General features: G+C 60.8%; 20 protein-coding genes and 3 rRNA genes (1 of these 23 cut by a window edge). 13 read left to right on the top strand and 10 right to left on the bottom strand.

Annotated elements, in window-relative coordinates; translation table 11 throughout:
• From PVV54_RS05950 to PVV54_RS05970, 5 genes are all read left to right on the top strand, one after another.
• A 16S ribosomal RNA gene (locus PVV54_RS05950) occupies positions 1–92 on the top strand (it extends 1,445 nt beyond the left edge of the window).
• Between the two features lie 319 nt (positions 93–411).
• A 23S ribosomal RNA gene (locus PVV54_RS05955) occupies positions 412–3,303 on the top strand.
• Between the two features lie 146 nt (positions 3,304–3,449).
• A 5S ribosomal RNA gene (rrf, locus tag PVV54_RS05960) occupies positions 3,450–3,565 on the top strand.
• The 16S, 23S and 5S rRNA genes sit together here, the layout of an rRNA operon.
• A 258-nt stretch (positions 3,566–3,823) precedes the next feature.
• Positions 3,824–5,467 (top strand): acetolactate synthase large subunit, encoded by a 1,644-nt coding sequence (locus tag PVV54_RS05965; protein ID WP_274909047.1) that lies wholly within the window; start codon positions 3,824–3,826, stop codon positions 5,465–5,467.
• A gap of 128 nt (positions 5,468–5,595) precedes the next feature.
• Positions 5,596–6,141 carry a UPF0149 family protein gene (locus tag PVV54_RS05970; RefSeq protein ID WP_274909048.1) on the top strand — a complete coding sequence of 182 codons (546 nt, stop codon included), beginning with the start codon at positions 5,596–5,598 and terminating at the stop codon, positions 6,139–6,141.
• A 111-nt stretch (positions 6,142–6,252) separates the two neighbouring features.
• Here the strand turns inward: PVV54_RS05970 and PVV54_RS05975 are convergent, their stop codons facing one another.
• The 3 genes from PVV54_RS05975 to PVV54_RS05985 all read right to left on the bottom strand — a co-directional run bounded on the left by PVV54_RS05975 (position 6,253) and on the right by PVV54_RS05985 (position 10,113).
• Entirely contained in the window at positions 6,253–8,583 is a 2,331-nt protein-coding gene (locus PVV54_RS05975; protein WP_274909049.1) for a TonB-dependent siderophore receptor, read from the bottom strand.
• A 97-nt stretch (positions 8,584–8,680) separates the two neighbouring features.
• Positions 8,681–9,610 (bottom strand): FecR domain-containing protein, encoded by a 930-nt coding sequence (locus PVV54_RS05980; RefSeq protein ID WP_274909050.1) that lies wholly within the window; start codon positions 9,608–9,610, stop codon positions 8,681–8,683.
• Positions 9,607–10,113 (bottom strand): sigma-70 family RNA polymerase sigma factor, encoded by a 507-nt coding sequence (locus PVV54_RS05985; protein ID WP_274909051.1) that lies wholly within the window; start codon positions 10,111–10,113, stop codon positions 9,607–9,609. The genes PVV54_RS05980 and PVV54_RS05985 overlap by 4 nt, the downstream gene beginning before the upstream one ends.
• A 206-nt stretch (positions 10,114–10,319) precedes the next feature.
• On the opposite strand from PVV54_RS05985, the gene PVV54_RS05990 reads away from it, so the two are divergent.
• Genes PVV54_RS05990 through PVV54_RS06000 form a run of 3 tightly spaced genes read left to right on the top strand, consistent with a single transcriptional unit; the run spans position 10,320 to position 13,930 of the window.
• Positions 10,320–10,940 (top strand): glutathione S-transferase family protein, encoded by a 621-nt coding sequence (locus tag PVV54_RS05990; protein WP_274909052.1) that lies wholly within the window; start codon positions 10,320–10,322, stop codon positions 10,938–10,940.
• A gap of 19 nt (positions 10,941–10,959) precedes the next feature.
• Positions 10,960–12,981, top strand: coding sequence for a pyridoxamine 5'-phosphate oxidase family protein (locus tag PVV54_RS05995; RefSeq protein WP_274909053.1), 2,022 nt, complete (start codon positions 10,960–10,962; stop codon positions 12,979–12,981).
• A 52-nt stretch (positions 12,982–13,033) separates the two neighbouring features.
• Positions 13,034–13,930, top strand: a complete 897-nt coding sequence (locus PVV54_RS06000; RefSeq protein WP_274909054.1) for a LysR family transcriptional regulator — start codon at positions 13,034–13,036, stop codon at positions 13,928–13,930.
• Here PVV54_RS06000 and PVV54_RS06005 read toward each other — a convergent pair.
• The 7 genes from PVV54_RS06005 to PVV54_RS06035 form a co-directional block, all read right to left on the bottom strand.
• Positions 13,915–14,781, bottom strand: coding sequence for an aldose 1-epimerase (locus tag PVV54_RS06005; RefSeq protein ID WP_274909055.1), 867 nt, complete (start codon positions 14,779–14,781; stop codon positions 13,915–13,917). The two genes, PVV54_RS06000 and PVV54_RS06005, sit on opposite strands and share 16 nt — an antisense overlap.
• Positions 14,782–14,793: 12 nt before the next feature.
• On the bottom strand, positions 14,794–16,074 hold the full coding sequence (locus PVV54_RS06010; protein WP_274909056.1) for a TRAP transporter large permease: 1,281 nt from the start codon (positions 16,072–16,074) through the stop codon (positions 14,794–14,796).
• Positions 16,075–16,602 carry a TRAP transporter small permease gene (locus PVV54_RS06015; RefSeq protein WP_274909057.1) on the bottom strand — a complete coding sequence of 176 codons (528 nt, stop codon included), beginning with the start codon at positions 16,600–16,602 and terminating at the stop codon, positions 16,075–16,077. It lies immediately after the preceding gene.
• 67 nt (positions 16,603–16,669) lie between these two features.
• A complete protein-coding gene (locus PVV54_RS06020) occupies positions 16,670–17,641 on the bottom strand; it encodes a TRAP transporter substrate-binding protein (protein WP_274909058.1) in 972 nt (323 codons plus the stop codon).
• 57 nt (positions 17,642–17,698) lie between these two features.
• Positions 17,699–18,571, bottom strand: a complete 873-nt coding sequence (locus PVV54_RS06025) for a glucurono-1,5-lactonase (RefSeq protein ID WP_274909059.1) — start codon at positions 18,569–18,571, stop codon at positions 17,699–17,701.
• A 24-nt stretch (positions 18,572–18,595) separates the two neighbouring features.
• Positions 18,596–19,402 carry an NAD-dependent epimerase/dehydratase family protein gene (locus tag PVV54_RS06030; protein ID WP_274909060.1) on the bottom strand — a complete coding sequence of 269 codons (807 nt, stop codon included), beginning with the start codon at positions 19,400–19,402 and terminating at the stop codon, positions 18,596–18,598.
• Positions 19,403–19,530: 128 nt separating this feature from the next.
• Positions 19,531–20,751: an OprD family porin gene (locus tag PVV54_RS06035; protein ID WP_274910393.1), complete on the bottom strand. Its 1,221-nt coding sequence runs from the start codon at positions 20,749–20,751 to the stop codon at positions 19,531–19,533.
• A 435-nt stretch (positions 20,752–21,186) separates the two neighbouring features.
• Between PVV54_RS06035 and PVV54_RS06040 the strand changes: the two genes are divergently transcribed.
• The 5 genes from PVV54_RS06040 to PVV54_RS06060 all read left to right on the top strand — a co-directional run bounded on the left by PVV54_RS06040 (position 21,187) and on the right by PVV54_RS06060 (position 26,280).
• On the top strand, positions 21,187–21,969 hold the full coding sequence (locus PVV54_RS06040) for an SDR family NAD(P)-dependent oxidoreductase (protein WP_274909061.1): 783 nt from the start codon (positions 21,187–21,189) through the stop codon (positions 21,967–21,969).
• Positions 21,970–22,081: 112 nt separating this feature from the next.
• Positions 22,082–23,074 (top strand): 2-dehydro-3-deoxygalactonokinase, encoded by a 993-nt coding sequence (locus PVV54_RS06045; RefSeq protein ID WP_274909062.1) that lies wholly within the window; start codon positions 22,082–22,084, stop codon positions 23,072–23,074.
• A gap of 19 nt (positions 23,075–23,093) precedes the next feature.
• Entirely contained in the window at positions 23,094–23,714 is a 621-nt protein-coding gene (locus PVV54_RS06050) for a 2-dehydro-3-deoxy-6-phosphogalactonate aldolase (RefSeq protein WP_274909063.1), read from the top strand.
• Between the two features lie 46 nt (positions 23,715–23,760).
• On the top strand, positions 23,761–24,909 hold the full coding sequence (gene dgoD / locus PVV54_RS06055) for a galactonate dehydratase (protein ID WP_274909064.1): 1,149 nt from the start codon (positions 23,761–23,763) through the stop codon (positions 24,907–24,909).
• A 60-nt stretch (positions 24,910–24,969) separates the two neighbouring features.
• Entirely contained in the window at positions 24,970–26,280 is a 1,311-nt protein-coding gene (locus tag PVV54_RS06060; RefSeq protein WP_274909065.1) for an MFS transporter, read from the top strand.
• The last annotated feature ends 19 nt before the right edge of the window (positions 26,281–26,299 follow it).

Consider the following 26,299-nt stretch of genomic DNA (forward strand, 5'->3'; position numbering starts at 1 on the left):
TCGGGAGGACGGTTACCACGGTGTGATTCATGACTGGGGTGAAGTCGTAACAAGGTAGCCGTAGGGGAACCTGCGGCTGGATCACCTCCTTAATCGACGACATCAGCCTGCTGATGAGCTCCCACACGAATTGCTTGATTCAGATGTAAAGGCGACTTAGGCCCTGCGTGGGTCTAATGATGTTCCTGGTCAGAACTCAGAAATGAACATTCAGTTTGAATGTTGATTTCTGACTTTTGTCAGATCGTTCTTTAAAAATTCGGATATGTGATAGATATAGACTGAACACCAGTTTCACTGCTGGTGGATCAGGCTAAGGTAAAATTTGTGAGTTCTGCTCAGTAATGAGCGAAATGCGAATTTTCGGCGAATGTCGTCTTCACAGTATAACCAGATTGCTTGGGGTTATATGGTCAAGTGAAGAAGCGCATACGGTGGATGCCTTGGCAGTCAGAGGCGATGAAAGACGTGGTAGCCTGCGAAAAGCTTTGGGGAGTCGGCAAACAGACTGTGATCCAGAGATCTCTGAATGGGGGAACCCAGCCAGCATAAGCTGGTTATCTTGTACTGAATACATAGGTGCAAGAGGCGAACCAGGGGAACTGAAACATCTAAGTACCCTGAGGAAAAGAAATCAACCGAGATTCCCTTAGTAGTGGCGAGCGAACGGGGACCAGCCCTTAAGCTGGTTTGAGATTAGTGGAACGCTCTGGAAAGTGCGGCCATAGTGGGTGATAGCCCCGTACACGAAAATCTCTTGCCAGTGAAATCGAGTAGGACGGAGCACGAGAAACTTTGTCTGAACATGGGGGGACCATCCTCCAAGGCTAAATACTACTGACTGACCGATAGTGAACCAGTACCGTGAGGGAAAGGCGAAAAGAACCCCGGAGAGGGGAGTGAAATAGAACCTGAAACCGTATGCGTACAAGCAGTGGGAGCCTACTTTGTTAGGTGACTGCGTACCTTTTGTATAATGGGTCAGCGACTTATATTCAGTGGCGAGCTTAACCGAATAGGGGAGGCGTAGCGAAAGCGAGTCTTAATAGGGCGTTTAGTCGCTGGGTATAGACCCGAAACCGGGCGATCTATCCATGGGCAGGTTGAAGGTTAGGTAACACTGACTGGAGGACCGAACCGACTACCGTTGAAAAGTTAGCGGATGACCTGTGGATCGGAGTGAAAGGCTAATCAAGCTCGGAGATAGCTGGTTCTCCTCGAAAGCTATTTAGGTAGCGCCTCATGTATCACTGTAGGGGGTAGAGCACTGTTTCGGCTAGGGGGTCATCCCGACTTACCAAACCGATGCAAACTCCGAATACCTACAAGTGCCGAGCATGGGAGACACACGGCGGGTGCTAACGTCCGTCGTGAAAAGGGAAACAACCCAGACCGTCAGCTAAGGTCCCAAAGTCATGGTTAAGTGGGAAACGATGTGGGAAGGCTTAGACAGCTAGGAGGTTGGCTTAGAAGCAGCCACCCTTTAAAGAAAGCGTAATAGCTCACTAGTCGAGTCGGCCTGCGCGGAAGATGTAACGGGGCTCAAACCATGCACCGAAGCTACGGGTATCACCTCTGGTGATGCGGTAGAGGAGCGTTCTGTAAGCCTGTGAAGGTGAGTTGAGAAGCTTGCTGGAGGTATCAGAAGTGCGAATGCTGACATGAGTAACGACAATGCGAGTGAAAAACTCGCACGCCGAAAGACCAAGGTTTCCTGCGCAACGTTAATCGACGCAGGGTTAGTCGGTCCCTAAGGCGAGGCTGAAAAGCGTAGTCGATGGAAAACAGGTTAATATTCCTGTACTTCCAGTTATTGCGATGGAGGGACGGAGAAGGCTAGGCCAGCTTGGCGTTGGTTGTCCAAGTTTAAGGTGGTAGGCTGAGATCTTAGGCAAATCCGGGATCTCAAGGCCGAGAGCTGATGACGAGTTGCCTTTAGGCGACGAAGTGGTTGATGCCATGCTTCCAAGAAAAGCTCCTAAGCTTCAGATAACTGGGAACCGTACCCCAAACCGACACAGGTGGTTAGGTAGAGAATACCAAGGCGCTTGAGAGAACTCGGGTGAAGGAACTAGGCAAAATGGCACCGTAACTTCGGGAGAAGGTGCGCCGGTGAGGGTGAAGCACTTGCTGCGTAAGCCCACGCCGGTCGAAGATACCAGGCCGCTGCGACTGTTTATTAAAAACACAGCACTCTGCAAACACGAAAGTGGACGTATAGGGTGTGACGCCTGCCCGGTGCCGGAAGGTTAATTGATGGGGTTAGCGCAAGCGAAGCTCTTGATCGAAGCCCCGGTAAACGGCGGCCGTAACTATAACGGTCCTAAGGTAGCGAAATTCCTTGTCGGGTAAGTTCCGACCTGCACGAATGGCGTAACGATGGCGGCGCTGTCTCCACCCGAGACTCAGTGAAATTGAAATCGCTGTGAAGATGCAGTGTATCCGCGGCTAGACGGAAAGACCCCGTGAACCTTTACTATAGCTTTGCACTGGACTTTGAATTTGCTTGTGTAGGATAGGTGGGAGGCTTTGAAGTGGGGACGCCAGTTCTCATGGAGCCATCCTTGAAATACCACCCTGGCAACTTTGAGGTTCTAACTCAGGTCCGTTATCCGGATCGAGGACAGTGTATGGTGGGTAGTTTGACTGGGGCGGTCTCCTCCCAAAGAGTAACGGAGGAGTACGAAGGTGCGCTCAGACCGGTCGGAAATCGGTCGTAGAGTATAAAGGCAAAAGCGCGCTTGACTGCGAGACAAACACGTCGAGCAGGTACGAAAGTAGGTCTTAGTGATCCGGTGGTTCTGTATGGAAGGGCCATCGCTCAACGGATAAAAGGTACTCCGGGGATAACAGGCTGATACCGCCCAAGAGTTCATATCGACGGCGGTGTTTGGCACCTCGATGTCGGCTCATCACATCCTGGGGCTGAAGCCGGTCCCAAGGGTATGGCTGTTCGCCATTTAAAGTGGTACGCGAGCTGGGTTTAGAACGTCGTGAGACAGTTCGGTCCCTATCTGCCGTGGACGTTTGAGATTTGAGAGGGGCTGCTCCTAGTACGAGAGGACCGGAGTGGACGAACCTCTGGTGTTCCGGTTGTCACGCCAGTGGCATTGCCGGGTAGCTATGTTCGGAAGAGATAACCGCTGAAAGCATCTAAGCGGGAAACTTGCCTCAAGATGAGATCTCACTGGGATCTTGAATCCCCTAAAGGGCCGTCGAAGACTACGACGTTGATAGGTTGGGTGTGTAAGCGCTGTGAGGCGTTGAGCTAACCAATACTAATTGCCCGTGAGGCTTGACCATATAACACCCAAGCAATTTGCGCAGGCCTCTGAAAAGAAGCGCCAAATTGTGGTGGTGAAGACGAAAGACCCGAAGATTCGCAACATCACAAATCGCATATCCGAATTCGCTAGGCTGTCCAGCTGGACATTCTGGCAACAGAATTTCTTGACGACCATAGAGCATTGGAACCACCTGATCCCATCCCGAACTCAGTAGTGAAACGATGCATCGCCGATGGTAGTGTGGGGTTTCCCCATGTGAGAGTAGGTCATCGTCAAGATTCATTTCGCAAAACCCCTATCTGCGCGAGCAGGTAGGGGTTTTGTCTTTTCTGGATAAAAATTCTTCTCGCATCGATTAATTAAAAATATTACGGGGTGCGACAATATTCCCGTCATAATGACGTGACTTTCTCACGCCTTCTCTACGTCAAGGCTTGAGTTCGGGGCACTCCTGGCCCCCGGACAGAGCGATGCCAGCGTACCGTGCTGCGCATTACTGGACTTTTACCGCCCTATCATTTGAGGATAGAAGCAAGATGGCCAAGGCCGCCGATGTCGTTGTGCAATGCCTGGAAAACGAAGGTGTCGAGTATGTGTTCGGCATTCCTGGTGAGGAAAACCTCGACCTGCTGGAATCCCTGCGCAAGTCGAAGATCAAGCTGGTCCTGACCCGTCACGAGCAGTCTGCGGGCTTCATGGCCGCTACCTATGGCCGCCTGACCGGCAAGACCGGCGTCAGCCTGTCGACCCTGGGCCCAGGTGCTACCAACCTGGTTACCGCCAGTGCATACGCCTACCTGGGCGGCATGCCGATGATGATGATTACCGGCCAGAAGCCGATCAAGAAGTCCAAGCAGGGCCGCTTCCAGATCATCGACGTGTGCGGCATGATGGACCCCATCACCAAGTACACTCACCAGTTCGCCTCCGCCGACAACATCCCGTCGCGCATGCGTGAAGCCTTCCGCCTGGCCGAAGAAGAGAAGCCGGGCGCGGTGCATCTGGAACTGCCGGAAGACATCGCTGCCGAGCAGACCGATGCCATGCCGATCCCGCCAAGCCTGCACCGCCGCCCGCTGGCCGAGCACGTGGCCATCGAAGCCGCCATCGAGAAACTGCGCACCGCCCGCAGCCCGATCCTGGTGATCGGCGCCGGCGCCAACCGCAAGATGACCGCCAAGGTTCTCAAGCAGCTGATTGACCAGACCGGCATTCCATTCGTGACCACCCAGCTGGGCAAGGGTGTGGTCGACGAGCGTCACCCGCGCTTCCTGGGTAACGCTGCGCTGTCGTCCGGTGACTTCGTGCACCGTGCGATCGAAGCGGCTGACCTGATCATCAACATCGGCCACGATGTGATCGAGAAGCCACCGTTCTTCATGGTTCGTGGTGGCACCGAAGTCATTCACATCAGCTTCCGCTCCGCCGAAGTCGATGCCGTGTACTTCCCGCAGGTTGAAGTGATTGGCGACATCGCCAACGCCGTTTGGCAGATCGCCGAAGGCCTGGGCGACACATCGCACTGGGACTTCACCCGCCTGCTGACCATCCGCGAAGCTAACGAAACCCAAATCGCTGAAGGTGCCGACGACAATCGCTTCCCGGTCTACCCGCAGCGCCTGGTTGCCGACATCCGTCGCGTACTGCCGTCCGAAGGCATCGTTGCCCTGGACAACGGCATCTACAAGATCTGGTTCGCCCGTAACTACAAGGCGCACAAGCCGAACACCGTGCTGCTGGACAACGCCCTGGCGACCATGGGCGCTGGCCTGCCATCGGCCATGGCCGCGCACCTGGTGTACCCGGACCGCCCGGTGATCTCGGTATGCGGTGACGGCGGCTTCATGATGAACAGCCAGGAACTGGAAACCGCAGTACGCCTTGGCATGCACATCACTGTGGTGATCCTGCGTGACGACGGCTACGGCATGATCCGCTGGAAGCAGGCCAACATGGGCTTCACCGATTTCGGCCTGGACTACGGCAACCCGGACTTCGTCAAATACGCCGAAGCCTACGGTGCCAATGGCCACCGCGTGGAAAGCGCCGAAGGTTTGCTGCCGCTGCTTGAGCACTGCATCAAGACCCCAGGCGTGCACGTGATCGACTGCCCGGTCGATTACAGCGAGAACGACCGCATCCTCAACAGCGAGCTGCGTGAGCGCGCGCTGGCGGTATAAGGCTTGACGGCCTGTTCGCGGGGCAAGTCGGGGCGGCGCAACGCCACCCCGACTTGCCCCGCGAATGCTTTGTAGCTGTAAACAATGTGCTAGGGTGCACGCAAATCTCCATCCCAGGACACCCGCACATGCTCCCCGCGCTCAGCGAAAAAGAACTCGACCGCCTCGAAGACCTGCTGATCACCTATGGCAACGATTACTCGGTGCTCAACCTGGCCGAACTCAACGGCTTTTTCACCGCTCTCGCCAGCTCCCCGATCACAGTAACCCCTGAGCAGTGGCTACCTGCCGTTGCAGGCGGCAAAGTGCCCAAGTTCAAGAGCCAGGCCCAGGAAGAAGCCTACACTGCGCTGATGCTGCGCTACGCCCACCAAGTGGCTGAAGAGCTGGGCGAAGACCTCGACGCATTTGAACCGCTGTTCGAAGAAAGCGAGGAAGGCCCGGCGATCATCCTGGAAGAATGGTGCTTCGGTTACATGCGCGGCACTCAGGTGGCTGAGTGGGGTGAATTGCCGCCCGAGCAGGATCAGTTGCTCAAGGCTATTTCGCTGCATGGTCTTGAAGACAATTTTGAACTGCTGGACTCGATGAGTTTTGATGAGCACCAAGCATGCGTGCCGCTGGTGGTTGAAGCGGCACGTGGTTTGTACCGCTATCAAAACCAGCGCCACTGAGCCCGATTATGTAGGAATGTCGCTGGCCTCATCGCGGATAAATCCGCTCCTACAGGGTTGCGCTGATAATGTAGGAGCGGATTTATCCGCGATGAGGCCAGCACAGGCTACTCAAAACCCAAGACTGACCGTCGCCACCAGCGAAGCCGGCTCCCCGGCATAATTCCCCGAGCTGGCAATCGTCTCGATGTAGTCCTTGTCCAACACATTGCGCGCATTCAGCGACACCCGCAGGTTCTCGTCGAAGTCGTAGAACACGCTCATGTCCAGCCGACCGTAACCGCTGGCGCTGTAGCTGTTGGCCAGATCTCCATAACGTTTGCCCGCAAAGAACACGCCGGCGCCGAAGCCAAGGCCTTGCAGGGCGCCATCCTGCAGCTGATAAGTCGACCAGAGCGACCCACTGACCACCGGTACCCCCTCAAGCCGGTTACCTTCTTCATAGCGGGTGTCCTCCACCAGCTTGGCATCCAGCACCGCAATGTTGCCGATCACGTTCCAGCCGTCGCGGATCTCACCGCTCACGTCCAGTTCAACACCCCGCACCCGTTGTTCCCCTGTCTGAATCGAATAGCTGCTGTCCAACGGATCATTGGCAGCCAGGTTCTCGCGGCGAATTTCAAAGGCCGACAAAGTGGCAGACAGGCGCTCGGGAATAACGTCGTACTTGGCGCCAATCTCGTACTGCTTGCCGGTTTCCGGGTCGAGCACGCTGCCGTCGCGGGTCAGGCGGTTTTGCGGGGCAAAGGAGGTGCTGTAGCTGACGTACAACGCCAGGCGTTCGGTCGGTTGGTAAACCAGCCCGGCGCGTGGCGAAGTGTCGGACGGGTCAATATCGATGTCGTTGTAAGCACCCGTTGCCGTGTAGTTGCGGTTGCGCTGCTTGACCTGGTCATAACGCACACCTAGCAACAGTTTCCATTGTTCGCTCAGGTCGATCTGGTCCTGCAGGTAAACGCCGTAGCTTTCCTGATCAAAGCGCGAGTCTTCACCAAAACTGAATGCGCCCGGTTGGGCACCATGCACAGGGTTCCAGAAGTTCAGGGGGGCAACGTTTGCCCGCAACATGGTCACGCTGCGCTTGCCGTTGACCGACTCCACCCCGGCCAGCAACTGGTGGCCCAGGCCGCCCGTGGTGAAGCGAGCAATCGCCTCGAACTGGGCGCTGAGCGAACGCTGGGTTTCATCGAAGTCGGTGGCGCGGCGGGTGAGGGTGAAACCGTCCTTTTCCAGTGTGCGCTGGGAGATGTTGAGCATGCTCTTGTTGGAATGATCCCAGCGCGTGACCTGCCGTAAGGTCAACCAGTCGTTGAGGTCGTGTTCCAGTTTGAACCAGGCTGCAGTCTTGTCACTGTCGCTGTGGGACCACGGCTCTTCGAGAAACACCTTGTGCCGCGAATCGACCCGGTCCCCGATTACTTGCAGGCCGCGGTCATACTGGGCGTCGGTTTCGGTATATTCCAGGCCCGCATCCAGGCGGGTGCGGTCGTTGGGGGTCCAGGCCAGCGACGGGGCGAAATGGCGGCGGTGGCTGTCGCGATACAGGTCGCGAAAGCTGCCCTCGGTCTGGTAGGCCATGGCCAGGCTGCCAGCCAAGCCGTGCTCGGCTGATAACGGACCGCTCAGCCAGGCCTGACCGCGTTGGTAGTCGTAGGAGCCGGCTTGCACCTTGAACTGCGCCTCTGGTACCAGGCTGGGCCGGCGTGTCACGACGTTGATCAAGCCGCCCGGGTTGCCACGGCCATACAGTACCGAGGCCGGGCCCTTGAGCACTTCAATGCGCTCCACACCGGCCAGGTCGGTCAGGATTTCCGGGCGAACCGTCAGCGAGTTGGTCAGTACGCCATCGATGGCGTAGGTAGTGCCCTGGAAACCACGCACGATGAAGCTCTCCACGCTGCCGCCATGGGTGTTGCCGCGCTGGATGCTGCTGACGTTGCTCAGGGCGTCGGCCATGCTGGTGGCTTGCTGGTCTTCGAGTACTTGACGCGGCACCACCTGGATGGATTGCGGTATATCCCGCAGGGCGGCGTCGGTCTTGGTGCCGACGCTACTGTGCGAGGCTTTGTAGCCTTGCAGTGGGCCGATGGCGGAGGGGAGGGCGTCGTGCAAACCGTTGATGTTGGTCGAATCCAGATGCAAGGATGAAGAAGTGGGCTTGTGACGCAGGGTGTAGGTATTGCCGGTTTGCGGGACAGCTTCCAGCGGCGTGCCGCGCAGCAGTTGTTCAAAGCCTTGTGCGGTGCCGACGTCGCCTTGCAGGCCGGGGCTTTGCAGGTCGTTGACCATGGCCGGGTCGAGCGGCAGGGTCACGCCCGCCTGGGCAGCGAACTCGGCCAGGGCCTGGCCCAATGGGCCGGCGGGGATCGCGTAATGGCGATCTTCGGCCCAGGCGAGGGGTGAGGCGATAAGGCTGGCGAGCAAGGTAAGTCGGATACGCATTGGGGCTTCCTGACGGCGTTAAAGTGGGTTGTCAGGAAGAGGACACGGGCGTCTGGCAAAACACGACATCGTGACATTCAGTTTTTTTACTGAAGCCTCACCCTCCACCAGCAACCACCGTCACCCAATACCGCGTGACATACCTGAGCTGTACCGGAAATGCCATGGCCAACGCTGCCAGGGCAGCATCAGTGTCATTCAGCTGGAAGGTGCCCGATACCCGAATGCCAGCCACCTCCGGCGCACAACGGGTCCACCCCTGCCGGTAGCGCGCCAGTTCGCCGACAAATTGCGCCAGCGGCATGCGATCAACCCGCAATACCCCGTCTACCCAATCCGCCCTGACGGCCGCTGCCTCGAACAGGCCAACTTCACGCTCGCTTACCCAAGCCCATTGGCCAGCCTCGATGCGTAGTGTCGCCGCTTGGTTCGGCGTAACCGCCACCGCGCCTTCAAGCACGCTGAGCACATCATGGCCCTCGTATTGACGCACCACGAACCGCGTGCCAAGCGGCATGAACACGGCCCGCCCGGAACGCAGCAGCAACGGGCGAGGGTCCTTGCCGGTGCTGACGTACACTTCGCCCTTACGCAGCACCAGCAGGCGTTCAGTGGTGCTGTAGCGGATGTCGACGGCCGTGTCGGTGTTCAGGTGCAGCTCGGTACCGTCGTCCAGCGTCAGCCGCCGCTGCTCGCCTACGGCGGTGCTGGCATCGGCCATCAGGTTGTTCAGCGCGCCCGTGCGCGACAGGCTCACGCCGAGCGAGCCCAGTACTACAAGGGACGTCAGGGCTTTCAGCGCGGTGCGCCGGCTTCGCTGCAAGGTGACGCGGGCGAGGTCGGAGGGGATCATCTGTACCTGAGCGCTGAACCGCGTTGCCAGTTGCCAGGCACGTTCGTGCTCGGCATCCGCCGCTCGCCAGGCTGCACACGCCAGCCGTTGCTGCTCGCTGGCATCCTGTTGCAACTGCAGGACCCAGCGCGCCGCTTGCTGCGCCACTGTGCGTGATACGGGCTGCGCGCTCATGGCCACTGCTCCGAGGCCAGCACGATGCATTCCTCAAAAGCTCGCAGCAACCAGCGCTGCACGGTGCGCACGTTCACGGCCATCTCAAGGGCAATCTGCTCCTGGCTGTACCCTTCAAGCTGTGACAGCAGAAATGCCCGGCGTGCCTTTTCAGGTAGCCGTGCCAGCACCTGATCGACCGCATGCAGTGCTTCCAGCATCGCCGCGTGGTGCTCGGCACCGGGCGCATCGTCTTCAGGCAATGTGGCCAGGGCCTCAAGGTAGGCCCGCTCAAGGGAGCGACGGCGGTAGAGGTTGAGCAGCAGGCGGCGGGCAATGGTGGCGAGGTAAGCGCGGGGTTCGCGCAGTTCGGCAGGTGGCGTATGAGTGAGCAGCTTTACGAAAGTGTCCTGGCTCAGGTCCGCCGCATCGCAACGGTCATGCACCCGGCGATACAGCCAGCCTTGCAGCCAGCCGTGATGGCTGCGGTAGAGCTGCTGGACAGGGGCATGATCCGGAGGCATGGCGGCTGCGAGGGCTGTTATTGAGAATGGGTTGCATTCTAGGCGTAATGGCAAGCTGTCAGCAATTGGTGTTTTCCATCAGCATTCAAACGATTATTTCGACTGGCGAAATTATGGTTTGCTCCGCGCACGGATTCTGTTGTTAACCGAATCAGCGCAGTCTTTACTCCATCGGCACCACCCCGGTGCCTTCAGGAGCCACGACCATGATCAAACTCTATCACTTCCCCAAATCCGGCCACGCTCACCGCATTCAACTGATGCTTTCGCTGCTGGATATCCCCACTGAACTCGTGTTTGTCGACCTGGCAAAAGGTGCGCACAAAAAGCCGGAATTTCTCGCGATCAACCCCGTTGGCCAAGTGCCGGTGATCGATGACAACGGCACCGTGATCGCCGACTCCAATGCGATTTTGGTGTACCTGGCCTTGAAACATGACGGTGAGCGCTGGTTGCCCACTGACCCAACAGGCGCTGCCCGCGTGCAGCGTTGGCTCTCGGTAGCTGCCGGCCCGCTGGCCTTCGGCCCGGCTGCTGCGCGCCTGGTCACGGTATTCGGCGCCTCCTTCAACAGCGATGAAGTCATTGCCCGTGCCCACACACTGCTCAAGGTCATCGAAGACGAACTGGCCAAGTCGCCCTTCCTGGTGGGGGATCACGCCACCATCGCCGATGTAGCCAACTACTCTTACATCGCCCACGCCCCCGAGGGCAACGTATCACTGGAACCTTACCCCAACGTGCGCGCCTGGCTGGCGCGGATCGAAGCATTGCCCGGCTTTGTGCCGATGCCGCGCACGGTCATCGGCCTGCAGACCACTCTCTGACCCTTTGAGGAATGCCGCCATGCACGAACACACCGATTCACCCTGGCACGCAGGTGAAAAACGGCTGCAGGAGCAAGTTGGGGTTGCTGAGCGCATGGAGGCATTCGGGCGCAAGGTCATCCGTGACTACATGCCAGACCAGCACCGTACCTTCTACCAGCAGTTGCCGTTCATGGTGGCGGGCGCGGTGGATGTTGATGGCAAACCGTGGGCGACGCTGCTGGAAGGGCCAGAGGGTTTCGTCAGTTCACCTGATGCACAACGGCTGCTGATCGATGCCCGCATCGCGAGTGAAGACCCGGCGGCGCCGGGGCTTACGGCGGGTGAAGCCATTGGCTTGCTTGGCATCGAACTGCACACACGGCGCCGCAACCGCCTGAACGGGCTGATCCGCAAGGTGGCAGGTGGCCAACTGGAGGTTGGCGTGCAGCAATCGTTCGGCAATTGCCCACAGTACATCCAGCTGCGGCATTACCGTCGGGTCGACGAGCCGCAGCAAGCGCGTGTCGATGCCGTGGCGCTGGATGAGACCACGGCCGCCATGATCGAACAGGCCGACACGTTCTTCGTTGCCAGCTACGTCACCCACGCAGATGGCCAGCGTGCGGTGGACGTCTCGCACCGCGGTGGGCGGCCAGGTTTCGTCAAGGTACAGGGCAACCGCCTGACCATTCCCGACTACGCTGGCAACCTGCATTTCAATACCTTGGGCAACCTGCTGGAAAACCCGGTGGCCGGCTTGCTGTTCGTTGATTTCAGCAGCGGCGACGTGCTGCAAGTGACCGGTGGCGCCGAGGTAGTTCTGGAAGACCCTTCGATCAAGGCCTTCGAAGGCGCTGAGCGGCTCTGGACGCTGGACATCGAGCACGTGGTGCTGCGCCGCGCCGGGGTATCACTGCGCTGGGCCTTCGAGGAATATGCCCCCACCAGCCTGGCGACTGGCACCTGGGCCGAGGCCGATCAACGTTTGCAACAGCGGGAACAGCAGCGCCAGTGGCAGGGCTGGCGAGTGGCACGGGTGGAGCAGGAGAGCCGGGATATCCGCTCGTTCTACCTGGAAGCGCACGTGCCGGTCAGTTTCGTGCCGGGGCAACACATACCCGTGCGTATTCCTCAGGATGGCAAAACCGCATTGGTTCGCACTTATAGCTTGTCCAGCGCGCCATCGGATGGCTTCCTGCGCATCAGTGTCAAAGCCCAAGGCCCGGCGTCACACTATCTGCACGGGCAGATTGGTGTTGGCGACCTGATTGACGTACGCATGCCCACCGGCAGCTTTACCCTCAAAGGCGAAAGCCTGCGCCCCATCGTGCTGGTGGGGGCCGGGGTGGGTATCACACCGCTGATTGCCATGCTCCGCGAGCACCTGGCCAGCGGGCAACAGCGGCGTATCCACCTGTTCCATGGCGCCCGCAGTCTGGCCGACTTGCCATTCCGCCAAGAGTTGGCAGCGTTGCAACAAAAGGCCGGCACACAGTTGCGAGTGCACCGCTCGCTCAGCCAGCCGGAACCCGATGCCGTGCAAGGCCGAGACTTCGAATACATTGGCCGGTTGGATATCGCGCAAATCAAGGCCGCGCTCGCCCTGGACGACTACGACTTCTACGTGTGCGGCCCGGCCAGCTTCACCCAGGACCTGTATGAAGGCTTGCGTTCGGTGAACGTGCCGGATGCACGTATCCATGCCGAAGCGTTCGGCCCCTCCACGCTGCGGCGGCACACCGATGATGATCGCCCGGTGCTGCAACAGCCCCCGGCGGCCACCGAGGCGGTGCCGGTGTACTTCGCAGGTTCCGCCAAGGAGGCGCGCTGGGCGCCGGGTGGCGGCACGTTGCTGGAGTTGGCGGAGGCGCGCGGGCTGACGCCGGAGTTCAGTTGCCGCGGTGGGTCTTGCGGCACGTGCAAAACCAAGGTGGTGAGCGGGCAGGTGCACTACCCGAACCCGCCGGCCGAGTTGCCCGAAAGCGGTACTGCGCTGATTTGCTGCGCAGTGCCGGCGCTGGTGGAAGAAGGAGGGCAGGCGCTGGTGCTGGAGTTATGATGCGGGCTGGGCACAGCCCGCACATCCTTCCAACCCAACCCCAGGACCCGGCATGGACCAGATCCACCTGATGAAGGTTTTCGTCGCGGTCGGCGAGCTGGAAAGCTTCGCCGCCGCTGCGCGTCATTTGAACATCTCGCCTGCCGCCGTTACCCGCGCCATCTGCGCCCTGGAGGACCAGCTCGGCATCAAACTGCTACTGCGCACCACCCGCAGCGTGCGCCTTACCGAAGCCGGCAACCGCTACCTGGAAGACACCCGCCATATCCTTGCCAGCATCGTTGAAGCCAACGAAGCGGCTGCCGGCATCAACGCCAACCCCAAGGGCGAGCTGGCGGTGACTGCGCCGATCCTGTTCGGCAAGAAGTTCGTCATGCCCTGCATCGTGCGGTATCTGCAGCAGTACCCGGACGTGGATGTGTCGGCCTACTTCCTGGACCGCATCGTCAACATGGTCGAGGAGGGCATGGACGTGGCGGTGCGCATCGGCCCACTGCCCGATTCGGGTTTGAAGGCGTTGCGGGTTGGCAAGGTGCGGCGCATGTTGTGCGCATCACCCGATTACCTGGCCCGCAACGGCATACCCCGGCACCCGTCGGACCTCACCGAGCACGCCGTGATCGCCACCACCAACCTGTCACCACGCGCTGGCTGGCGCTTTGGTATTGCCGATGAACCTACGACCGTACGCATGAAACCCCGGCTGACGGTGACCAGTAACGACGGTGCGATTGCCGCAGCCGTGGGTGGCCTGGGCATCGCCCGGCTGTTGTCGTATCAGGTGGTGGATGAGGTCGCCAACGGCCAGCTGCAGGTCATCCTGGCCGAGTACGAAGAGGCGCCCTGGCCAATCCACGTGCTGCACCGCGAGAGCAAGTATGGTTCGGCCAAGGTGCGGGCGTTTGTCGACATGCTGGCGCAGCAGTTGCGGGCTCAGCAGTTGGACTGATAGCGCATGCTGAAGCGCAGGTGCAGTGTTTCCTCCCTGTGCATCAACCGCAAGCCCGGCCGCCCTGGCAGATGGTGGGCGTTGATCGGGTGGCTGACCGGCTCGAAACAGAAAAACGGCTGCCCTTGCGGGCAAAACAGCAGGTAATGCTCGGCACCACTGGCATGGCAATGCAACGCGTAACCCGGCTGTTGGATGATGCAGCCGCCCGCCCAGCCGCTGAAGGCGTGGTCGACGGTTTGGGGCGGCAAGCCCTTTTGCTCATCGAAACGCCAAGGGGCTGGAATGTCTGCCAGCCGTGACGGCAACTGCCCTTCATCACCCACCCACACGCGGTGCGCCGCCACCTGTAGCTGCGTGTCGGTATAGCGCGGGAAGTAAGGGTGAAAGCCCACGCCATGCCACATGGGCCGGGCATCCAGATGCGTCACGTGCAGGTCCAGGCTCAGGCAGCCCTCGTGCAACTGCACATCGAGGGTCGCCCGATAGGCGAATGGCACCTGGCTGTGCAAGCTCAGCCGTGCGCGCCGTTGGCTGTGGTGCTCCACCTGCCAGGGTTGTTGCCAGGCACTGCCGTGTATCGGGTAGGGGTCGTGGTCGGTGTTGGGCGGTAACGCCAGCCAACCCTCCGGGCCGGCAATGCCACCTTCGGCAATGCGGTTGGACCACGGCACCAAGGGGTAGCAACCCAGGCGGCGCGGGCTGCCGGTGGCCAGGGCCGCCTGGTCGGCAGGGCGCAGCAAGGGCTGGCCCGTTGCACGCACTTGCCAGTTGGCCAGGCTGGCGCCCAGTGTGGGGGCAATTTCCAGCTGGGTCAGGTGGTCTTGCAATTGCAGCAACGGCACAGCCATCAACGCCTCTCCTTACAACACGACACTCGGCAGCCACAGGGAAATGGCCGGGATATAGGTTACGGCCATCAGCACCATGAACAGCGCCAGGTAGAACGGCAGCAGCGCCTTCACCGTGGCCTCGATGCTGACCTTGCCAATGGCCGAGCCGACGAACAGTACCGCGCCCACTGGCGGGGTGATCAGGCCGATGCCGAGGTTGACCAGCATGATCATGCCAAAGTGCACCGGGTCCACACCGATACCGGTAATCACCGGCATCAGGATCGGCGTCAGGATCAGGATCAGCGGCGCCATGTCCATCACCGTGCCCAGCAGCAGGAGCATGAAGTTGATGCACATGAGGATCACGTAGCGGTTATCCGACAGCGTCAGGAACGCGGTGGTGATCTTCGACGGGATCTGCATCAGCGTCATCACGTAGCCGAAGCTGGCGGCAAAGCCGATCAGAATCATCACGATGGAAATGGTACGCACCGTGCGGTGCATCAGCTTGGGCAGGTCGCGCCATTTGTAGTCGCGGTAGATGAACATGGTCACGAAGAACGACCACACCACGGCCACCGCCGCGGACTCGGTGGCCGTGAACACGCCCGAGAGAATACCGCCCAGAATGATCACCATGGCCATGAGGCCCCACAGTGCCTCACCGGCGATCTTCAGTGCCTGGCGCAGCGGGATGACCTCGCCCTTGGGGTAGTTGCGCTTTTTCGCAAAGATCAGGCACAGGCCCATCATCACGGCGCTCAGCAGCAGCCCGGGCATCACCCCGGCCATGAACAGCGAGGCGATCGACACCGTGCCGCCCGCGGCCAGCGAGTACAGCACCGAGTTGTGGCTTGGCGGAGTCAGCAGCGCCTGCACCGAGCCGCTGACGGTTACCGCCGTGGAGAAGTCGCGCGGGTAGCCTTTGCGCTCCATCTCGGGGATCAGCACCGAACCCACCGAGGCAGTATCGGCAACCGATGAGCCGGAAATGGCGCCAAAGAAGGTCGAAGCGGTGATGTTGACCAGCGACAGGCCGCCGCGCACGAAGCCCACCAGCACCCCGGCGAACGCCACCAGCCGGCGCGACATGCCGCCTTCGGCCATGATCGCACCGGCCAGCACGAAGAACGGGATCGCCAGCAGCGAAAACTTGTTCACCCCGCTGGCCACCTGGATCATCATCGCCTGCAGCGGGATGTCGATCCACCAGGCGCCGATCAGTGCAGCCAGGCCCAACGCATAGGCCACCGGCATGCCGATGAGGATCAGCAGGATGAAACTGCCGAGCAGAATCAGGGCATCCATTTATGCGGCTCCTTCGTTTTCTTCAACCAGGTCGAAGCGCACCACCGGGCGGTTGCTTTGGTCGCCCAGCATGAGTTTTTCCAGCACGAAGATCAGGGTCAGTACGCCGCCGACAGGGATCGGCGCGTAGGTCATGCCCACCCGCACCCCCGGCAGCGATGCCAGAAACTGGTTCCAGGTAGTCATGCACAGCTTGGTGCCGTACCAGGTCATGAACACGCACACGCACACCATCAGCAGTTGCACCAGCGTCGCCGCTGCGCTGCGCAGGGCGGGTGGCAAGCGGTCAGTGACCATCGCCACGGCCATGTGCGCACCGGCGCGGTAGCTGGCGGCGGCGCCGACGAAGGTGAACACCACCATCAGCAGGATGGCCACAGGCTCTGGCCAACTGGAGCCGGTGCCGAGCACGTAGCGGGCAAAGATGCCCCAGGGGATGATCAGCGACATGGTCAGCACCGACAGGCCGGCCACCCAGATGCAGGCGCGGTACAGCGCGTCGTTGAAGTGCAGAAAGGTATTTTTCATAGGCATCACCGAAGCTGCAGGGCGGCGGGGGCCGCGCTGCAGGCGTCATCAGGGAACGGGGCCGGGGTTACTGGACGTCGGCGATACGTTTCATCAGGTCGGCATACTGCGCGCCGTACTTCTCACGTACCGGGGCGGTGGCGTCGAAGAAGGGCTTCTTGTCGACGGCAATGAATTCCACGCCGGCTGCCTTGAGCTTTTCTTCGCTGGCGCTGGACTTGGCGTCCCACAGGGCGCGCTCTTCCATCTGTGCCTCGCGGGCTGCGGTTTTCACCAGCTCCTGCTGCTCGGGGGTAAGCTTGTTCCAGGTGGTCTTGGACATCACCACCGGCTCCGGCAAGATCAGGTGGCCGGTGAGGGTGTAATACTTGGCGTTCTGGAAGTGGTTGTGCTCAAGCAGGGTCGGCGGGTTGTTTTCGGCACCGTCGATCACGCCGGTTTGCAGGGCGCTGAAAATTTCGCCGGTGTCCATGGCGATGCCGTTGCCGCCCATGGCGTTCATCATGTCGATGAACACCGGGTTGCCCTGTACGCGAATCTTCATGCCTTTGAGGTCGTCGATGCTGCGCACCGGGTGCTTGGTGTACAGGTTGCGGGTGCCGCCATCCATCCAGGCCAGGGCCACCAGGTTGAATTCGGAGTTGGTGATTTTGTCGAGGATTTCCTGGCCGATCGGGCCATCGATGACCTTGCGCATGTGGTCATGGTCACGGAATACGAACGGCATGTTGAACACGTTCACATCCGGCACCACCGGGCCGACGATCCCAAGGCTCACTCGGGTCATTTGCACGGCGCCGATCTGCGCCTGTTCGATCACTTCCTTTTCCGAGCCGAGCACACCACCGGGGAACATCTTGAAGGTGATTTCGCCCTTGCTGGCAGCTTCGAGCTTTTTGCCCATGTTCTGCTCGGCGACCACGGTCGGGTAGCCGGCCGGGTGGATTTCGGCGAACTTGATATCCAGGGCCGAGGCGCTCAGTGGGAGGCTGCAGGCGAACGGGAGTACGGCAAGGAGCAGCTTGCGTTTGAAGGTCATGGTGAAACTCCGTGGTTTTTATTATCCGGTTTCGTGTGTGTGTCGGGGGTTGAGCGGTCAGCCGCGCCAGGCAGGTTCCTCCAGTCCTTTTACGCCGGGGCGCAGGGCAAACACCCCGCCGGCCAGCGGCTGGTCGGCAAGGTCGCCGGCAGGGCGGATGGAGGTGACGAACAGGGTGTCCAGGTTGGCGCCGCCGAAGGCGCACATGGCGGGCTTTTTGACTGGCACGCTCAAGGAGCGGTCCAGGCGCCCGTCGGGGGTGAAACGGTGAATTTGCCCAGCGTCGTTGCCGCAGATCCAGTAGCAGCCGTCCGCGTCGACAGCGGCGCCGTCCGGCCGGCCGGGGTACGCGCGCATGTCCACGAACAACCGCTGGTTGTAGGGGGTGCCGCTGTCGGTGTCGTAGTCGAAGGCCCAGATCTTTTGCACGTTGGGGTGTGAATCGGACAGGTACATGCGCGTGCCGTCCGGGCTGAAGGCCAGGCCATTGGGCACGATCATGTCCTTGAGCTGCTGATGCAGCACGCCTTCGCCATCCACACGGTACAGCGCACCCACATGGGCGCCTTGCTGCATGTCCATCAGCATGGTGCCGGCCCAGAAGCGGCCCTGGCGGTCGCAACGGCCATCGTTGAAACGCATCTCGGCCTGGGCATGTTCGACCGGGCACAGGCGGCTGCTGGCCAGGCGCCCGTCAGGCCGTGTTTGCAACTGGAAGATGCCGCTTTCCATGCCAGCTAGCCAGCCGTGCTCGGTACGGGCAATGCAGGCGAGTGCTTCGTTGCCTTGCCACACCTGGTGCTGGCCGTCCTGCCAGCGGTGCAGTTGGCCTGCCGGGATATCGACCCAGTACAGGGCCTGCTCGGCCACATGCCACACCGGGCTCTCGCCGGTGGCGTTGCGGGCATCGACGATCAATTCACATTGCATGGCGGACCTCCTTGGCCCTTGGCGTCAGTTGAACGGCCCGGCGGCGACGAACGCCCCGCCCTGGTAGACCATGCTGGGGTCGTCGGCAGCGGGGGCAGGCTGCGCCTCGACGGCAGGGCGGAAGCGCTCGGAGCTGTCCTTGGGAGCGAAGCCCAGGTGGGCGGCGTAGCGGTTGTCCCACCACTGGGTGAGATTGGCGGAGGCACCGTAGACCACGGTGTGGCCGACGTCGGCGGTGTACAGGCTGCGCTCGATCAGCTGGGTCAGGTCGTCGTAGCTCAGCCAGCTGGCGAGCATGCGGCGGTTTTGCGGTTCGGGGAACGAGGAGCCGATGCGGATGCTGACGGTCTCGATGCCGTAGCGGTCGAAGTAGAAGCTGGCCATGTCCTCGCCGTAGCTTTTCGACAGGCCGTAATAGCTGTCGGGGCGGCGCAGGGCGTGGGCGTCGATCTGCTCATCCTGGCGGTAGAAGCCGATCACATGGTTGGAGCTGGCAAAGATGATGCGCTTTACCCCGTGCTGGCGGGCCGCTTCATAAATGTGGAATACGCCGCAGATGTTGGGGCCGAGGATGTCCTCGAACGAATGCTCGGTCGACACGCCACCAAAGTGCAGGATGGCGTCGACACCTTCGACCAGCGCATGCACTGCGGCCTTGTCGGCCAGGTCGCAGGTGACGACTTCCTCATGGGGGCCTGCAGCAGGGGCCATGGGTGCGATGTCGGAAAGGCGCAGGACTTCGGCGTACCCCTTCAGGCGTTCGCGAAGCACCTTGCCCAGGCCGCCTGCGGCTCCGGTGAGCAGCAGGCGATTGAACGGTGTGGTAGTCATGGCAAGCTCGTTTTTTGTTGATTGTTGTAAGTTGTCGTATGACCGTGCTGAATAGTGGTAGCCGGGTCGGGTACTGTCAATGTCGGGTTGCTGGCTTTTTTGTCACGGGCTCGTGACAGATGCTGCGTTTACAGCAGTGAAATCGGGTAGTTGAAAATCAGCCGGTTTTCGTCGAATTCGTTGTTGCTGAAGTCCCGGCGGATCGAGGAGTTGCGCCACTTCACGCTCAGGTCCTTGAAGGGCCCACTCTGGATCACGTACGCCAGCTCCGACTCGCGCACCCATTCCTTGCCATCGGTGACTGCACCGGTGTGCACGTCCCGGCCGCTGATGTAGCGGTTCATCAAGGTCAGCCCCGGGATGCCCAGGGTGACGAAGTTGAAGTCGTGCCGAACTTGCCAGGAGCGCTCATTGGCGTTGTCGAAGCTTGCGTTGTAGCTGTCGTTGGCCAGCGTGCCGCCGCTGGTACCGTTGACCCGCATCCAGGTATCGCCGTCGACTTTCTGCAGGCCCACCCAGAAGGTGTTGCCGCCGTATTTGGCCGAGAGCATGGCCGAGTAGGTGTCGTTGTCCAGCTTGCCAGCCCGCTCGGAGCCGTCTTCACCGCCATGGAAGTAGCCCAGGTTGGCGCCCAGGGTCCAGCTGCCGACTGGCTGGCTGTGGCTCACTTGCAGGTATTGCTGCTCGTAAACGTCCTTGAGCACGGCATTCCACAGCCCGACCAGCGTGCGCTTTTCGTTGAATGTGTACTCGCCGCCGACGAAGTTGAAGCGGTCCGACAGGGCGCCGCCATAGCTCATGTCGTCCATGCTCGCGTCGTTACGTGGGCTGTTGCCGCGGAACTGGCCGCCATACAGGGTCAAACCGGCGATTTCGTTGGAAGTGATCTGGCCGCCACGGAAGGTTTGGGGCAGTGAGCGGCCATCGTCGGAGCGCAAAATGGGCAACACCGGCATCCACTCGCCGATCTTCAGCTCGGTCTTGGAGATGCGTGCCTTGCCTGCCACCGCCAAGCGCCCATAGTCATCGGCTGGCCGGCCGTCGTCATGGCGTGGCAGCAGTGCCGTGCCATAGGTGCCGCCGCCGCCGTCGAGTTTGACCGACCACAGGCCGAGCACATCTACACCAAAGCCGACCGGGCCTTGGGTAAAACCCGAGCGGGCGTCGAGGATGAAACTTTGTGTCCATTCTTCGGCCTTGCTCTGCGGGTTGGCCGGGTTGGTGAAGTTGCGGTTGATGTAGAAATTGCGCAGGCCCAGGGTGGCCTTGCTGTCTTCGATGAAGCCTTCGGCCACGCTGATGCCTGGCATGGTGCTCAGCAGGCTGGCACCGAACAGGGCGGGTATCATGGAAATGCGGGCGGAGCGAGGGTAGGGCGCGTTTGAAGTCGACATGGGATCGTCCACTGATTGTTGTTTTTGTTATGTGTTGTCGTACAACGATGGCGATTAAAGACGAACCTTTTGCGGTCCGTCAAGCCAGGAAACTCGCCGGGTTGGCGAATATTTCTCGGGTTTTCGAGTGTGGATGCATGTCGAACGCTCTACGGCGCGGATTGCGGATTTTGCTGTGGATGTACTACGACTATTGGCTAATGGTGGCGCTTTTGGGGAGGACGCGCTGTTGCCGGCCTGGTTGGCCGTTGTTGGTGGTGCGAGCCCATCGATTACATCAATTTCGGTGAAAACCTCCATCGACGTTGTTCATCCTCGAACTATTGCCTGAAAATATTATGGCCGTAATATTGCGCCATACCAACCGCTATCCACCCCGAGGAAAGTCCCATGAGTACCCAGCCAACCGTTCTGATTACCGGCGCATCCAGCGGCATCGGCGCCACTTATGCCGAGCGTTTTGCCCAGCGCGGCCATGACCTGGTGTTGGTAGCGCGCGATGAGCAACGCTTGCAAAGCCTGGCTGCAAGGCTGCGCGAGCAGTTTGCTGTTACTGTCGATGTGTTGGTCGCTGATCTCAATAAGGCCGAGGCTTTAGGCACTGTCGAAGCACGCCTGCGTGACGATGCCAGTATCGGCGTGCTGATCAACAACGCCGGGCTCGGCCAGAGCGGCGGGTTCCTGGCCCAAAATGCCGAAAGCCTGGAGCGCCTGATCGGCGTGAACATTACCGCCGTCACACGTTTGGCCGCTGCCATTGCGCCGCGTCTGGCCGAAGCGGGGAATGGGGCCATCGTCAATATCGGCTCGGTGGTCGGGCTGGCGCCGGAGCTGGGCATGACCGTGTATGGCGCCACCAAGGCCTTCGTGCAATTCCTCTCCCAAGGCCTGGCCCTGGAGCTGGGGCCTAAAGGCGTATATGTGCAGGCCGTGCTGCCTGCCGCTACCCGCACGGAAATCTGGGCCCGCTCCGGGCTGGACATCAATACCCTGCCCGAGGTGATGGAAGTCGAAGACCTGGTCGATGCCGCATTGGTCGGTTACGACCGACGTGAGCCGATCACCATTCCGCCACTGGCCCACGGCGAACGCTGGGCTGCGCTGGACGGTGCGCGGCAGATGCTGATGGGTGACTTGCGCCAGGCCGAGGTGGCGTCGCGTTACCGAGCTTGAGCCTGAATGGCATGCATCCCATAATATGGGATGCATGCTTACATATTGGTATTTTCCAAAACGAGGTTTATAGTCCCCCGCACTCACTGCCAAAAACACAACAGGTGAAGCGATGCAGGCGCAATTGATCGCGCTCGATTGGGGAACAACCTCACTACGTGCCTACAAACTGGCTGCAGGCGGGCAGGTGCTCGACCAGCGTTCGCTGTGCTCGGGGATCATGCAATTGCCCAAGGCATCACGGCTGATTGGTGGCGAACCCTGCACTGACGGGTTTGAACTGGCCTTCGACGAGGCCTGTGGCGACTGGCTTGATCAGCAGCCCGGCCTGCCAGTAATCGCCTGCGGCATGGTCGGCAGCGCCCAGGGCTGGCGTGAAGCGGCTTACCGAGATACCCCGGCCAATGTCGCCACACTGGGCGCCTCCCTGCAGACCGTACGCAGCCGCCGCGGCACTGATGTGCACATCGTGCCCGGCGTCATTGAGCGTTCGCAGTTGCCGAACGTGATGCGCGGCGAAGAAACCCAAGTACTGGGTGTACTTCAATCCCTGGCGCAGGACGCGAGTGCAGATGTACTGATCGGCCTGCCGGGCAGCCATTCGAAATGGGTCGAAGTGGCCGAAGGCTGCATCACGCGTTTCGATACCTTCATGACCGGCGAGGTCTTCGCCATCCTCTGCGAGCACAGCATTCTGGGGCGTACCCAGCAACAGTGTGCAGCGTTTGACGCGCAGGCATTCGACCGGGGCGTACGGGTTGCAACCTCTGCCGAGGGTGACATCGGCCCGCTCTCCACATTGTTCAGCGCACGAACACTGGGGCTGACAGGCGAACTGCCAGCCACTGCCCAGCCGGATTACCTGTCCGGCCTGTTGATCGGCCATGAACTGTCGGCGCTTGCCGCCACCCAGCGGCGCCGACGCAACAGCCTTCACCTGCCTGCCGTCGTGCTCATCGGAAACGCCAGCCTCTGTTCGCGCTACAGCCGCGTTCTCGACGCCCTGGGCTTTGCGCAGGTGACCCTGGCAGAGCAGGCGACCGAGCGCGGGCTTTGGCAACTTGCGCTGAGCGCGGGCCTGGTAGAGCCCTCCCTGACCCATTGACCCTGACTGGAGCGCTGACATGCTCGAACAAGCACTGGCACAAAACGGCCTGATCGCGATCCTGCGCGGGCTGCGGCCACAAGAGGCGGCAGCCGTGGGCGAAGTCCTCTACGCCGCCGGCTTTCGCGTTATCGAAGTACCGCTGAACTCCCCGGAGCCATATGAAAGCATCCGCATCCTGCGCAACAGCTTGCCTGCCGATTGCCTGATTGGCGCGGGCACCGTGCTCACGCCTGAGCAGGTTGCGCAGGTGAAAGAGGCCGGTGGCCAGTTGATCGTGATGCCCCACAGCGATGTCCGGGTGTTGCGCGCTGCCAAAGCCGCAGGCCTGTTGCTGGCGCCAGGTGTTGCCACGCCCACCGAAGCGTTCGCGGCATTGGCCGAGGGGGCTGACGTACTCAAGCTGTTCCCTGCCGAACAAATGGGGCCTGCCGTGGTGAAAGCCTGGCTGGCGGTGTTGCCGGCCGGCACGCTGCTGGTGCCGGTAGGCGGCATTACCCCCGAAAACATGCAGTCGTTCTTTGACGCCGGTGCCCGCGGTTTCGGCCTGGGTTCCGGCCTGTTCAAACCCGGCCTGTCGGCTGAGCAGGTAGCGGCCAATGCCAAGGCTTATGTAGCTGCCTGGCAAGCCCTTCGATAAGCCGAACAAGGCGCTGCGAGCGCCGCCCCCAACAAGAGAGATAAAAATGAAGATCACCAAACTCACCACCTTCATCGTTCCGCCGCGCTGGTGCTTCCTGAAAGTCGAAACCGATGAAGGCGTGACCGGCTGGGGCGAGCCTGTGGTAGAAGGCCGTGCCCACACCGTTGCTGCTGCCGTTGAAGAATTGTCCGACTACCTGATCGGCAAAGACCCACGCAACATCGAAGACATCTGGACCGTGCTCTACCGTGGTGGCTTCTACCGTGGCGGTGCCGTGCACATGAGCGCGCTGGCCGGTATCGACCAGGCGTTGTGGGACATCAAGGGCAAGGCGCTGGGCGTGTCGGTCAGTGACCTGCTGGGCGGCCAGGTGCGTGACAAGATCCGTGTGTACTCGTGGATTGGCGGCGACCGTCCGGCAGACACCGCCCGCGCCGCCAAAGAGGCCGTATCCCGTGGCTTTACCGCGGTGAAAATGAACGGCACCGAAGAGCTGCAGTTCATCGACACCTTCGACAAGGTCGAGCAGGCGCTGGCCAACGTGGCTGCCGTGCGCGATGCCGTCGGCCCCAACGTCGGTATTGGCGTCGACTTCCATGGCCGGGTGCACAAGCCCATGGCCAAAGTCCTGATGAAGGAACTCGACCCCTACAAACTGATGTTCATCGAAGAGCCGGTGCTCAGCGAAAACTACGAAGCCCTCAAAGAACTGGCTCCCCTGACCAGCACCCCGATTGCCTTGGGTGAACGGCTGTTCTCGCGGTGGGACTTCAAGCGCGTGCTCAGTGAAGGCTACGTCGACATCATCCAGCCGGACGCTTCCCACGCAGGCGGCATTACCGAAACCCGCAAGATCGCCAACATGGCCGAAGCCTACGACGTGGCCTTGGCGCTGCATTGCCCGCTGGGCCCGATCGCCCTGGCTGCCTGCCTGCAGCTGGACGCGGCCTGTTACAACGCTTTCATCCAGGAGCAAAGCCTGGGCATCCATTACAACGAGAGCAACGACCTGCTCGATTACGTGCGTGACCCAGGCGTATTCGACTACGACCAGGGCTTCGTGAAAATCCCCAACGGCCCGGGCCTGGGTATCGAGATCAACGAAGAGTACGTGATCGAGCGTGCCGCCATTGGCCACCGCTGGCGCAACCCGATCTGGCGCCATGCCGACGGCAGCTTTGCCGAATGGTGAGTGGGCACTGAACCCGCGTTTTTGCAAAGGCCTCAACAACCATAACAAGAGGTACTCCCCATGCAACCGAACACCTTGGCCGGGCAGGCGGCGCTGGCAGCGCCCAGCCGCAAGCGGTTCTTCATCATGGTGTTGCTGTTCATCACCGTGGTGATCAACTACCTGGACCGCAGCAACCTGTCCATTGCCGCGCCCGCCCTGACCAGCGACCTGGGCATCGACCCCATTCACGTCGGCCTGGTCTTTTCTGCCTTCGGCTGGACCTACGCCGCCATGCAGATTCCCGGCGGCTGGCTGGTGGACCGGGTACCGCCGCGCATCCTGTACACCGCCGCCTTGCTGTTGTGGTCGATTGCCACGGTGATGCTCGGCTTTGCCGGCAGCTTCATCGCCTTGTTTGTCCTGCGCATGGCCGTGGGGGCACTGGAGGCGCCGGCCTACCCGATCAACAGCCGGGTGGTCACCAGCTGGTTCCCCGAGCGTGAGCGGGCCACGGCTATCGGCTTCTACACCTCCGGGCAGTTCGTCGGCCTGGCGTTCCTTACACCGGTACTGGCCTGGTTGCAGCATCAGTACGGCTGGCACATGGTGTTTGTGGTGACCGGCGCGGTGGGCATCCTGTGGGCGGTGATCTGGTACGCGGTGTATCGCGAGCCCCGGGACTTCAAGGGCGCCAACGAAGCCGAGATCGAGCTGATCCGCGAAGGCGGGGGGCTGGTCGACATGCAGCACGAACAGGCCAAGGCCAAGCGTGCCTTCAGCTGGGCCGACCTGGGTGTGGTGCTGACCCGGCGCAAGCTGTGGGGCATCTACCTGGGCCAGTTCTGCCTGAATTCGACCCTGTGGTTCTTCCTGACCTGGTTCCCGACTTACCTGGTGAAGTACCGGGGCATGGACTTCATCAAGTCCGGGTTGCTGGCGTCGCTGCCGTTTCTTGCAGCTTTCGTTGGCGTGCTGTGTTCGGGGCTGTTCTCCGACTGGCTGATCCGCCGTGGTGCCAGCGTCGGTTTTGCCCGCAAACTGCCGATTATCAGTGGGCTGCTGATTTCCACGGCGATCATCGGCGCCAACTTTGTTGAGTCCACGCCCTTGGTGATTGCCTTCCTCGCCCTGGCGTTCTTTGGCAATGGCCTGGCGTCGATCACCTGGTCGCTGGTATCGACCCTGGCCCCGGCCCGGCTGCTTGGGCTGACCGGTGGGGTGTTCAACTTCATCGGTAACCTGTCGGCAATCGTGACGCCCATCGTGATTGGCTTCCTTGCCAGTGGTGACTCGTTCGCCCCGGCAATCACCTACATTTCGGTGGTGGCGCTGATCGGTGCGCTGTCCTACATCCTGCTGGTAGGCAAAGTAGAGCGCATTGAGTTGTAGGTGCGGCACGCGGGCGAAC

The organism is Pseudomonas sp. PSKL.D1 (assembly GCF_028898945.1).
Classification (GTDB): Bacteria; Pseudomonadota; Gammaproteobacteria; order Pseudomonadales; family Pseudomonadaceae; genus Aquipseudomonas.

Coding starts and splice junctions, on each gene's coding strand:
- PVV54_RS05965 (WP_274909047.1), top strand. CDS start 3,824: ATGGCCAAGGCCGCCGATGTCGTTGTGCAATGCCTGGAAAACGAAGGT.
- PVV54_RS05970 (WP_274909048.1), top strand. CDS start 5,596: ATGCTCCCCGCGCTCAGCGAAAAAGAACTCGACCGCCTCGAAGACCTG.
- PVV54_RS05975 (WP_274909049.1), bottom strand. CDS start 8,583: ATGCGTATCCGACTTACCTTGCTCGCCAGCCTTATCGCCTCACCCCTC.
- PVV54_RS05980 (WP_274909050.1), bottom strand. CDS start 9,610: ATGAGCGCGCAGCCCGTATCACGCACAGTGGCGCAGCAAGCGGCGCGC.
- PVV54_RS05985 (WP_274909051.1), bottom strand. CDS start 10,113: ATGCCTCCGGATCATGCCCCTGTCCAGCAGCTCTACCGCAGCCATCAC.
- PVV54_RS05990 (WP_274909052.1), top strand. CDS start 10,320: ATGATCAAACTCTATCACTTCCCCAAATCCGGCCACGCTCACCGCATT.
- PVV54_RS05995 (WP_274909053.1), top strand. CDS start 10,960: ATGCACGAACACACCGATTCACCCTGGCACGCAGGTGAAAAACGGCTG.
- PVV54_RS06000 (WP_274909054.1), top strand. CDS start 13,034: ATGGACCAGATCCACCTGATGAAGGTTTTCGTCGCGGTCGGCGAGCTG.
- PVV54_RS06005 (WP_274909055.1), bottom strand. CDS start 14,781: ATGGCTGTGCCGTTGCTGCAATTGCAAGACCACCTGACCCAGCTGGAA.
- PVV54_RS06010 (WP_274909056.1), bottom strand. CDS start 16,074: ATGGATGCCCTGATTCTGCTCGGCAGTTTCATCCTGCTGATCCTCATC.
- PVV54_RS06015 (WP_274909057.1), bottom strand. CDS start 16,602: ATGAAAAATACCTTTCTGCACTTCAACGACGCGCTGTACCGCGCCTGC.
- PVV54_RS06020 (WP_274909058.1), bottom strand. CDS start 17,641: ATGACCTTCAAACGCAAGCTGCTCCTTGCCGTACTCCCGTTCGCCTGC.
- PVV54_RS06025 (WP_274909059.1), bottom strand. CDS start 18,571: ATGCAATGTGAATTGATCGTCGATGCCCGCAACGCCACCGGCGAGAGC.
- PVV54_RS06030 (WP_274909060.1), bottom strand. CDS start 19,402: ATGACTACCACACCGTTCAATCGCCTGCTGCTCACCGGAGCCGCAGGC.
- PVV54_RS06035 (WP_274910393.1), bottom strand. CDS start 20,751: ATGATACCCGCCCTGTTCGGTGCCAGCCTGCTGAGCACCATGCCAGGC.
- PVV54_RS06040 (WP_274909061.1), top strand. CDS start 21,187: ATGAGTACCCAGCCAACCGTTCTGATTACCGGCGCATCCAGCGGCATC.
- PVV54_RS06045 (WP_274909062.1), top strand. CDS start 22,082: ATGCAGGCGCAATTGATCGCGCTCGATTGGGGAACAACCTCACTACGT.
- PVV54_RS06050 (WP_274909063.1), top strand. CDS start 23,094: ATGCTCGAACAAGCACTGGCACAAAACGGCCTGATCGCGATCCTGCGC.
- dgoD (WP_274909064.1), top strand. CDS start 23,761: ATGAAGATCACCAAACTCACCACCTTCATCGTTCCGCCGCGCTGGTGC.
- PVV54_RS06060 (WP_274909065.1), top strand. CDS start 24,970: ATGCAACCGAACACCTTGGCCGGGCAGGCGGCGCTGGCAGCGCCCAGC.